This window comes from Deltaproteobacteria bacterium (assembly GCA_009930495.1).
Classification (GTDB): domain Bacteria; phylum Desulfobacterota; class Desulfovibrionia; order Desulfovibrionales; family Desulfomicrobiaceae; genus Desulfomicrobium.
In genome coordinates this window covers 1-1,329 of the sequence record RZYB01000416.1, presented here as the reverse complement: position 1 = coordinate 1,329, position 1,329 = coordinate 1, and the positions used below count along the sequence as shown (strand labels likewise).

General features: G+C 57.9%; 1 protein-coding gene. It reads left to right on the top strand.

Annotated elements, in window-relative coordinates:
- Window positions 1-282: 282 nt before the first annotated feature.
- Window positions 283-1,329, top strand: a 1,047-nt coding sequence (locus EOL86_15135) for a Fis family transcriptional regulator (GenBank protein ID NCD26903.1), incomplete at its 3' end; no start/stop codon positions are given.

The following is a 1,329-nucleotide window of genomic DNA, read 5'->3' as shown; positions in this document are numbered from 1 at the left end:
GACAACGGAACTCTGGAGATACCATGGGGCGTTCAACTGGCATAGCCGTTGAACTCTGACCAGGCCCAGAGGGCCTGGATTTCTATGCTGATATTAAAAATAATTTATTTGATATTGTTTTCACAACAAGCGGCTGCCCAAGCTTGCGAACAAACAGCGTTGCGTATTTTTGCTGTTTTTTGCTTCTTTTTTTCTTGAATAAGATATCGCGCATCTGCTATGTGGAACGTGAAATTGCGCGATTTTGAATGGTCTCGGAAGTGAAGCAAAAGGGGGGGGAGCATGATGAAGCCGAAAGCCTTGTTGGAGTGGTTGCCGCGCATCCGGCGCTTCGGGGCCGCGCCCGTCAGGCGCAAGCTCAGAACGCGTCTGCTCATGACGCTCATCCCCACCTCTCTCATCGTGCTCGCGCTGATGGGGTACGCGACCTACTGGGCGTCGTCGGAGTTCATTTCCCTGGCGCTTGAGCGCAATTCCAGGATCCATGCCGTGACCACGGCCCATGCGGTGGAGTCGCTGCTGGAAAGCTGCAAGCGGCAGCTGCTTTTTGCCGCCCGCAACCCCATGACTGAAGAGAAGGCGGCCAGATATCTTCAGGACGTCAGGGAGGTTGCAGGATTGGAATTCGTGGAGTTCGGGTTCATGCCCCTGCGCGAGGGGGAGCCTGTCGTCTTTGTGGGCCGAGAAGGGGAATACCGGCGCCTGGCCCATGCGGAAGTGGATGGCATCAGGCCCGGTCCCGCGCTTCTGTACAGCCATGTGCGCGACCTCAAGGCCGGAGAGGTGTGGCTGTCGGAGTTCGGGGAACTCGAAGCGCCGTTCCCGAGCCCTGAAAACCCGCGCGAGCGCATGTCCTGCGTGGTGTTGCGCATGGTGACGCCCTATGTGGGGCCTGGCGGAGAATTGGACGGATACGTCTATCTGTCCCTGAACGCCAAGGCGATACGCAACGTGCTCTCTCTCTACGAATCATCCAATTCCCCGGTTTTCGCTTTTCCGCGCAATCCCAAATTTCAGCGTTACACCTTTTTCTTCGATGTCGACGGATGGGTGCTCTTTCAGTCCGAAACGGAACTCGACAAAGACGCTCCCCTGCGGACCCTGAACATCCGGACGTCCCTGTTCGGGACCTTGGGTCGGCCCGGCTTGCCCAAGGCGTTTCGGCCAGCGGAGCAAAACGAGAACTATTGGCGCACCGTGGAGGATGTGCGCAAGGGTCACATGGATATTGTCCGCCCGCTCAGCCGCGTGGAAACCTCTTCGCCCTACAGCGAGCATTTTCTGGCCTACGCTCCGGTGCGCCTGCGACTGTCCGCGGATGAGGACGTC